Genomic DNA, 7,140 nt, shown 5'->3' on the forward strand with positions numbered 1-7,140 from the left:
ACCGCGCCCTCGACGGTGGTCGGTGCGTCAGGCTTTCCAAAAGCAATCAGCGACGTGATGCCTTCGTTCTTCAAAAAACAACCAACTCTGCGGTGCAGTGATTCGTCATCGCGCACGAACACACCCGCCCTCACCAACCAGCTAAAGAGAGGCTGACAAGACCCACGCCCTCAGTGCCCGCCACCATCCAGCGCCTTCAACTCGCTGACCAGGGCACCGGCCGCCTCCGCTCCATCGCCGTACAACATGCGCGTGTTGTCGGCGTAGAACAGCGCATTTTCGATACCGGCAAAGCCCGTGCCCTTGCCGCGCTTGATGACCACCGTGTTCTTCGAATTGACCACGTCCAGGATCGGCATGCCGTAAATCGGGCTGGCCGGGTCGGTCTTTGCGACCGGATTGACCACGTCGTTGGCGCCGATCACCAACGCCACATCGGTGCTGGCGAATTCGGGATTGATATCGTCCATGTCGCCGATCAGGTCGTACGGCACGCCGGCTTCGGCCAACAGCACGTTCATGTGCCCGGGCATGCGCCCGGCGACCGGATGGATCGCAAACTTCACCTTGACCCCGCGTGCGATCAGGCGCTGCGCCAGCTCCCAGATCTTGTGCTGCGCCTGCGCCACTGCCATGCCGTAGCCGGGCACGATCACCACCCGCTCGGCGAACGCCATCATCGCGGCCACATCGCCGGCCTCGATCGGCTTCTGTGCGCCGCTGATCTCCTGCGTCTGCCCGCCGCCACCGAAGTTGGAAAACAGCACGCCACTGATCGGCCGATTCATCGCCTTGGCCATCAGGCGCGTCAGCAGGATGCCGGCCGCGCCCACCATCATGCCGGCGATGATCAACGCCTCGTTGCCCAGTACATAGCCCTCGAAGGCCACCGCCAGCCCGGTGAAGGCGTTATAGAGCGAGATCACCACCGGCATGTCGGCACCGCCGATCGGCAGGGTCATCAGCACGCCCAGCGCCAGCGCCAGCACGAAGAAGGCGATGATCGCCAGCGGCTGCAGGCTGCTCGCTGCCCAGATGCCGAGCGCCAGCACTGCCACTGCCACCAGCAGATTGAACGCCTGCTGGCCGGGGAAGGTCACCCGCCGGTCGAGCCGGCCGTCCAGCTTGGCCCAGGCGATGATCGAGCCGGACAGCGACACCGCCCCGATCGCCGAGCCAACTACCGCCAGCGCCACGGTGGTGGCGTCCGGCCGCCGCGCCGCCAGCTCGGCAATGGCCTGCGCGCTCCAGTGCGCAGTGTCGCGGTTGGCAAGGAAGGAAAACCGCAGCAGCTCCACTGCGCCGATCGCCGCCGCCGAGCCGCCGCCCATGCCGTTGTACAGCGCCACCATCTGCGGCATGTCGGTGATGGCCACCTTCTTGGCCGACCACCACGCCACCCCGGTGCCGATCGCCAGTGCCGCCAGGATCAGCGGCACGTTGTGCAGTTCGGGAAGGAAGAACGTGGCCACGGTGGCGATCAGCATGCCCAGCCCGGCCCAGCGGATGCCGCTGCGCGCGGTCACTGGCGAGGCCATGCGCTGCAGTCCGAGCAGAAACAGCGTAGCGGCGACCAGATAGCTGGACTTGACCAGCCAGTCCAGCAGCTCGGCAGTGGTGACGGTCATGGCTCCTCCCTGGCCGCCGGCTTCTTGCTGGCCCTGAACATGTCCAGCATCCGCTCGGTCACCACGTAGCCGCCGGCCGCATTGCCCGCGCCCAGCACCACGGCGACAAACCCCAGCGCCTTTTCCAGCGTGGTATCGGCATGGCCCAGCACCACCATCGCCCCGATCAGCACGATGCCGTGGATGAAGTTGGACCCCGACATCAGTGGCGTATGCAGGATCACCGGCACCCGCGCGATGATCACATGGCCGGCGATGGCCGCCAGCATGAAGATGTACAGCGCTACGAACCCGTCGCTCATGGTCTTTCGCTCCACTGGCCGGTGCGGCCCGCCGATCATACCCATGCATCGGCGTGTCAACCGAATCGGCGCCCGGCCGTTGACGTCGTATCGTCTTCGCGGAAGCTACGCTGTGCTGGTGGGAACCCCTTTCGATCCGCAGCCTGTTGCACCGGCCGCTGCCGTCCCCGTGTCGCTGGATGCATTTCTGGCCGGCATCGGCCCGCGCGCGTTCCGCTTTGCCGAGGCCGGTTTGCGTCACCGCGAAGACGCGCTGGATGCCGTGCAGGACGCCATGGTGAAGCTGCTCGGCTACCGCGAGCGGCCCGCAGAAGAATGGACGCCGTTGTTCTGGAGCATCCTGCGCAGCCGCATCATCGACCTGCAGCGCCGCCGCACGTTCCGCCTGAAGTCCTGGGCACCGGCCGAGCGCGCCGATGACGAAGGCCCCATCGACTGGGCCGACCCGGGCATCGGTCCGGTCGGCGAACAACAACACCAGCAGGCCTACCAGCGCTTGGTCGATGCGCTGCGCTCGCTGCCGGCACGCCAGCGCGAGGCGTTCACGCTACGCGTACTGGAAGACCTGGACGTGGCCACCACCGCCAAGGCCATGGGCTGCTCCGAAGGCTCGGTCAAAACCCACCTGTCGCGTGCCCGCGACGCGTTGCAAAAACAGTTCGAGGATTTCCTGTGAACCGCTCCCACGATCCGGCCCAGTTGGATGCGCAGCTGCGCCAACTGCACGCCACCGCGCTCGCCCAGCTGCCGCCGCAGACCCTGGCGCGCCTGCGCCAGGCACGCCAGGCGCCGGCGGCGCGCATGCGCCGTGGCCATTGGTTGCTAGCCACCGCCTGTTCGGCCTTGCTGGCTGTCGGCATCGGCCTGCAGATGCGGCCCAGCGACACTGCCCCGGCAGGCGCGGCGCCACCCCAGGCGGTAGCCGGCAACACCGCCAGCACCGACACCGACGACCTGCTGACCCAGAACCCCGACCTGTACGTCTGGCTCGGGTCCGACACTGCCCTGGCCATGGAATGAGCACGATGACCCGCACGACCCGCCTATTGTTGACCCTGTTGCTGTGTGCCGGGCCGTGCGCCCTGGCGCTGGCCCAGGACCGCCCACCCGGGCCGCCGGGCCCGCCCATGGACGGGCCCGGCCCCCGCGGCCAGGGCCCGCGCGACGAGACCCCGATGCCCGAATGGGACCGCCTGACCCAGCAGCAGCGCCAGGTATTGATCGATGCGCTGCGCGAGCGCTGGAACGACGTACCCGAAGAACGCCCGCGCATGTACCGGCACGCCCGCCGCTGGCTGGACATGACGCCCGAGCAGCGCAAGCAGGCCAAGGCCGGCATGGACCGCTTCCGCAACATGAGTCCGGAGCAGCGCCGCGAAGCCAAGGCCTTGTTCGACCGCATGCGCACGCTCAACCCGCAACAACGCGACGCGCTGCAACAGCGCTGGCAGAAGATGAGCCCGGCCGAACGCAGCACCTGGCTGCGCGAGCATCCGCCAACCGACGACTGACGGCAGCGTCGCCGCGGCGAGCGCGGCACGCCCTCGCACGGCTGCATCCCGGGCGCAGGTGGACGTACGTGCGGCCACCGTAGGAGCGCGCTCCTACCCGGAACCGCCGACGCACAAGGCGCATGGACTCGGCGGGGCTATGCAGTCGATGTGGCCGACCAGCGTGTCCTGGCCAGCAGTTCGTCGTCCCAATCAAACGACAGCGCGCCGTCCTTGATCAACAATGCGGCGAAGGCATACACGTTGCGCGCGAACATCTCGCTGGCATGGACTGCGCCCTGGCTGGCCAGATCGAGCGGGCCAGCGATGACCACCCCGTCGAGATCATAGGTGTCGCCCGGACGGGTGGCCACGCAGTTGCCGCCGGTTTCCGCGGCCAGATCCACGATCACGCTACCGGCGCGCATGTCGCGTGCCATCTCCGTGGTCAGGATTTTCGGCGCCGGGCGCTCGGGCACGGCTGCCGTGCAGACCACCACGTCCACGCCCTTCAGATGCTCGGCCAGACGGCGCTGCTGTTCGGCGCGTTCGTCGTCGGTGAGCTGCCGCGCATAGCCACCCTCGCCGGCGGCGCTGACGCCAAGATCCAGGAAGCGTGCGCCCAGCGAGGCGATCTGCTCGCGCGTTTCCGGGCGGACATCGAACCCTTCCACCTGCGCGCCCAGCCGCTTGGCCGTGGCGATCGCCTGCAAACCGGCCACCCCCGCACCGATCACCAGCACCTTGCACGGCCGCATGGTGCCGGCCGCGGTGGTCAGCATCGGAAAGAAACGCGGCGCCAGTTGCGCGGCGATCAACACCGCCTTGTAGCCGGCCATGCCGGCCTGCGAGCTCAACACGTCCATCGATTGCGCGCGCGTGGTGCGCGGCAGGCGTTCCAGCGGAAATGCGATCACCTCGCGCTCGGAAAGGGCCTGCGCGCGTGCAGGGTCGGCATCGGGCGAGAGCATGCCGATCAGCACCGTGTGCGGTTTGCATTGCAGCAGGACATCGGTCGGCGGCGCCTGCACGCATACCACGACATCCGCCTGGCCGAGCGTCTGCGCGTTGGCCAGCTGCGCACCGGCCTGCAGATACGCCGCATCGTCCATGCTGCTGGCGCGGCCGGCATCCGGCTCGATCCAGACGCCGGCGCCAAGCGCGACCAGCTTCCTGACCGTTTCGGGCGTTGCGGCCACGCGGCGTTCGCCAGCGGCCCGTTCTTTCAGCACCAGCACCTGCACAGCCATGGGTTGCTCCGGTCTTGCGCCCAGTCGGGGCGATGCTAGCAGAGCGCGGCACCGCCGCCGGCCGTGCCAACCGATACGCGGCGGATGCAGCCATGCCCGGGCACGCCGCCCGAGCGGTAGAGCGCGTCGTCAGGGTTCGAGCACGGCGTGCAGCAGCGGCGCAAACACCACCTCGGGCGCAAAGGCCAGCAACGCCGTGTGCTTGCGGTCGATCGCCAGCGAGGCATAGCCGTGCACCGCGCTCCAGGCCAGCAGCGTGCGTTGCTGCAGCACGTCGGTGGCCGGGGCGTGGCCGTGGCGGGCGATCCACTGCGTCCGCACCGTCTCGCGCAGGCTCGCCATCGCCGCGTCGCTGGCCTGCACCAGCCGCGGCAGGCTGCGCGAACACACCTCCAGCCCAAGCATCAGCCGAAACTGCTGCGGGTAGTCGAGCGCGAACCGTACATAGCCCAACCCACAGCCCAGCAACGGGTCGGCCAGTTCCCGCTGAGCGGTGAGGATGCAGGCGAGCATGCGCTCATAGCCATCGGCCGCCAGCTCCGCCAGCAACCCGTCCAGCGAACCGAAGTGATGCGCCGGTGCCGCGTGCGAGACACCGGCGCGGCGTGCGCATTCGCGCAGGGTCAGCCCCCGCACACCGGATTCGCCCAGCAGTTCCCAGCCGGCCCGGCGCAATGCAGCCGGCAGATCGCCATGGTGATAGGCAGCAGGAGCGTCGGTGCGCGACATGGCGGCTTCGCTTTTCGGGATTCCAGTGGAGCAGATCATCTTGACGCTGACAAGATACGACCGCAGACTCGCTGCATCTTGGCATCGACAAGATGCAATCCGCCCGACTCCACAAGGATTTCGCCCATGCGCGCGCCCATTGCCAAACTGCGTCTACGCATGCTTCGCGGTGCGCTGGCTGGCGCCAGCCGCCTGGCCCCCGGCCCGACCGGGCGCTATCTGGCGCGCCGCTTCGTGACACCTGCCAACGCAGGGCGCCGGCAGGCGGAGGCCATTGCGGCGACCTTGACCGGCGTGCACCGCCAGACGCTGCAGATCGACGGGTTCGACATCGCGGTGTACCAGTGGGGCGACCTGCGCCAACAGCCGTATGTGCTGCTGTCGCACGGCTGGTCCAGTTACGGGCTGCGCTTTGCCGCATGGGTGCCGCAGCTGCGCGCGCTCGGCTATGCGGTGCTGGCGTTCGATCAGGCCGCGCATGGGCTGAGCAGCGGCAAGATCAGCAACATGCCGCATTTCGTGCAGGTGCTGCGCCAGATCGGCAGCCGCTTCGGTCGCCCTGCCGTCTTCATCGGGCACTCGATCGGCGCGGCAGCGGCAGTATTTGCCAACGAGCCGGCATGGCAGCCCGAGCGCTACGTGCTGATCGCGCCGCTGGTCGAACCCGGTGGTAGTGCGCATCGTCAGTTCCGCGCCTCCGCGATCGCGCCTGCGGCATTTGCACCGTTCGAAAACTGGCTTTGCCAGCTGACCGGCCTGCGTTTCGCCGATCTCGACGCGAGCCTGCATCTGCCGCAGCTCGATCGCCCGGCACTGGTCATCCACGACCGCCGTGATCGCGAAACGCCGTGGGACGAAGGCGCGCGCTTTGCCGCCCTGTGGCCGGGCGCGCAGCTGTTCAGCACCGAAGGCCTGGGCCACAACCGTCTGGTCGATCATGCCTCGGTGATGGCGCGGGCATTGGAGTTCATCGGACCGGCAGCGCGGTAAGCGCGCCGGCCGTGCGCTGTACGCACTCGCGTCGCCGGTGCCATGAGTGCCACTGTTGCGCAATGACACGCCGCTTGCGCGCACCGCGCGGGCCCGGCAAGAAACGCACCCGCGCCCGTTCTGATCCACCACGCTGACGCAGCGACACGAAGAGCGCCGCTCAGTGCACCGTGCTGTTGTTATGCAGCGGATCCAGCCGGTCGATCACGCCCTGCATCGCGCTGTCGAACGCGCCATCGTTGATGTGCTCGCGCAGGCGGCCCAGCCGCACCATCACCGCCAGTTCTTCCGGCGAGGCAACGCAGAAGCGCACGCCACGCCGGTTGACGAACAGCAACCGCTGCGAAATCGGGCTTACCCAGGACAGCTTGCCGGCCTGCACCTTGCCGTCCTTGTCGACGAAATCCAGCCAGGTCCCGATATCCATCGCACGGAAGCGCTCGGCATCGGCACTGTCGATGCTCTGGGCCACGGCATCGGCACCAAGTACCACGCTGACACTCTCGGCCGCCGGTGGCGGCAGATTGACCTGCGGCAGTTCCGGCAAGGCCTTTTCCAGCTCCGGGCGCGCTTCGGCGATTGCCTGCAAGGTGTCGTGCAGCGCGGTAATGGCCACCACCACCGCATCGCCATGCAGACCGACGCTGGCGAAGACGCGGTGCAGGGCCGGTTGCCAGACCTGCAGCCAGGGCTTGCCGATGATGTGCCGGCGCGCCTCGCCCAATTCTTCCAGCACGCCGTCGGCCAGCGC

The 7,140-nt window shown here is 68.2% G+C and carries 9 protein-coding genes; 4 read left to right on the plus strand and 5 right to left on the minus strand.

Annotation, left to right across the window (positions count from 1 at the left end; all coding sequences use genetic code 11):
- Positions 1 to 170: 170 nt before the first annotated feature.
- Positions 171 to 1,628 (minus strand): NAD(P)(+) transhydrogenase (Re/Si-specific) subunit beta, encoded by a 1,458-nt coding sequence (locus OZ10_RS18645; protein ID WP_039410059.1) that lies wholly within the window; start codon positions 1,626 to 1,628, stop codon positions 171 to 173.
- Positions 1,625 to 1,930 carry an NAD(P) transhydrogenase subunit alpha part 2 gene (locus tag OZ10_RS18650; RefSeq protein WP_179457004.1) on the minus strand — a complete coding sequence of 102 codons (306 nt, stop codon included), beginning with the start codon at positions 1,928 to 1,930 and terminating at the stop codon, positions 1,625 to 1,627. Before OZ10_RS18650 ends, OZ10_RS18645 begins: the two co-directional genes overlap by 4 nt.
- A gap of 112 nt (positions 1,931 to 2,042) precedes the next feature.
- On the opposite strand from OZ10_RS18650, the gene OZ10_RS18655 reads away from it, so the two are divergent.
- From OZ10_RS18655 to OZ10_RS18665, 3 genes are read left to right on the plus strand one after another with little or no spacing between them, the layout of a single operon-like run.
- Positions 2,043 to 2,606: an RNA polymerase sigma factor gene (locus OZ10_RS18655; RefSeq protein ID WP_039410054.1), complete on the plus strand. Its 564-nt coding sequence runs from the start codon at positions 2,043 to 2,045 to the stop codon at positions 2,604 to 2,606.
- Positions 2,603 to 2,950, plus strand: a complete 348-nt coding sequence (locus tag OZ10_RS18660) for a hypothetical protein (protein ID WP_039410053.1) — start codon at positions 2,603 to 2,605, stop codon at positions 2,948 to 2,950. Before OZ10_RS18655 ends, OZ10_RS18660 begins: the two co-directional genes overlap by 4 nt.
- Positions 2,951 to 2,955: 5 nt before the next feature.
- Positions 2,956 to 3,441: a DUF3106 domain-containing protein gene (locus tag OZ10_RS18665; protein WP_039410082.1), complete on the plus strand. Its 486-nt coding sequence runs from the start codon at positions 2,956 to 2,958 to the stop codon at positions 3,439 to 3,441.
- 137 nt (positions 3,442 to 3,578) lie between these two features.
- Here the strand turns inward: OZ10_RS18665 and OZ10_RS18670 are convergent, their stop codons facing one another.
- On the minus strand, positions 3,579 to 4,670 hold the full coding sequence (locus OZ10_RS18670) for an NAD(P) transhydrogenase subunit alpha (protein WP_039410043.1): 1,092 nt from the start codon (positions 4,668 to 4,670) through the stop codon (positions 3,579 to 3,581).
- 129 nt (positions 4,671 to 4,799) lie between these two features.
- Positions 4,800 to 5,399, minus strand: coding sequence for a TetR/AcrR family transcriptional regulator (locus OZ10_RS18675; protein ID WP_039410040.1), 600 nt, complete (start codon positions 5,397 to 5,399; stop codon positions 4,800 to 4,802).
- A 126-nt stretch (positions 5,400 to 5,525) separates the two neighbouring features.
- Between OZ10_RS18675 and OZ10_RS18680 the strand changes: the two genes are divergently transcribed.
- On the plus strand, positions 5,526 to 6,389 hold the full coding sequence (locus tag OZ10_RS18680) for an alpha/beta hydrolase (RefSeq protein WP_039410038.1): 864 nt from the start codon (positions 5,526 to 5,528) through the stop codon (positions 6,387 to 6,389).
- Positions 6,390 to 6,549: 160 nt separating this feature from the next.
- Here OZ10_RS18680 and OZ10_RS18685 read toward each other — a convergent pair.
- Positions 6,550 to 7,140: DUF1631 family protein (locus tag OZ10_RS18685; protein ID WP_039566495.1), on the minus strand; the 591-nt coding region annotated here is incomplete at its 5' end.

Origin of the sequence: Xanthomonas cannabis pv. cannabis (assembly GCF_000802365.1) — a bacterium.
GTDB classification, from domain to species: domain Bacteria; phylum Pseudomonadota; class Gammaproteobacteria; order Xanthomonadales; family Xanthomonadaceae; genus Xanthomonas; species Xanthomonas cannabis.

Excerpts from the sequence above, each read along its gene's own strand:
- OZ10_RS18645 (WP_039410059.1), bottom strand. The coding sequence starts at position 1,628 with ATGACCGTCACCACTGCCGAGCTGCTGGACTGGCTGGTCAAGTCCAGC.
- OZ10_RS18650 (WP_179457004.1), bottom strand. The coding sequence starts at position 1,930 with ATGAGCGACGGGTTCGTAGCGCTGTACATCTTCATGCTGGCGGCCATC.
- OZ10_RS18665 (WP_039410082.1), top strand. The coding sequence starts at position 2,956 with ATGACCCGCACGACCCGCCTATTGTTGACCCTGTTGCTGTGTGCCGGG.
- OZ10_RS18670 (WP_039410043.1), bottom strand. The coding sequence starts at position 4,670 with ATGGCTGTGCAGGTGCTGGTGCTGAAAGAACGGGCCGCTGGCGAACGC.
- OZ10_RS18675 (WP_039410040.1), bottom strand. The coding sequence starts at position 5,399 with ATGTCGCGCACCGACGCTCCTGCTGCCTATCACCATGGCGATCTGCCG.
- OZ10_RS18680 (WP_039410038.1), top strand. The coding sequence starts at position 5,526 with ATGCGCGCGCCCATTGCCAAACTGCGTCTACGCATGCTTCGCGGTGCG.